Annotated in this window: 1 protein-coding gene; it reads right to left on the reverse strand. The window is 66.7% G+C overall.

The features are described from left to right. Positions 1–339: TetR/AcrR family transcriptional regulator (locus tag G3I71_RS47555; RefSeq protein ID WP_164325173.1), on the reverse strand; the 339-nt coding region annotated here is incomplete at its 3' end. Positions 340–448: the final 109 nt, after the last annotated feature.

A 448-nucleotide genomic window follows, 5' to 3' on the forward strand; every position in this document is an offset into this window, starting at 1 on the left:
GCGGGCCCAGCCCTCGTTGACCTGGACGACCTCGAAGAGCTGGTTCTCGGTGACGAGGAAGGCCAGCAGCTGGGCGTTCGGCTCGGCCTCGGCGACCAGTCGCCGCAGCGCGTCCACCGCCGTGCCCTCGTCGAGACGGGCGTTGTCGAAGGCGACCTCGAACGCGTGGATGCCGAGTTCCTCCAGGGCCCGTACGAGGGCGTCCCGGCCGGCGAAGTGCCGGTGGAGGGTCGCGCGGCCGATTCCGGCGGCGCGGGCGACCTCGTCCATCGTCGCGGTCGATTTGCGGGAAAGCAGGGCGGCCGCTGAGCGGAGCACCTGGTCACGATCCATGGCCATGAGACAAGCATAACCCGAATGAGACGCATCCGTCTCATTCTCTTTCGATCGATGATCAAAAATGAGCTGCCGGATCGGCGGCCGAGAGGAATCCTTCCGTGATGAAGCC

The sequence above is a fragment of the Streptomyces sp. SID12501 genome, from assembly GCF_010550245.1.
Taxonomy (GTDB): domain Bacteria; phylum Actinomycetota; class Actinomycetes; order Streptomycetales; family Streptomycetaceae; genus Streptomyces.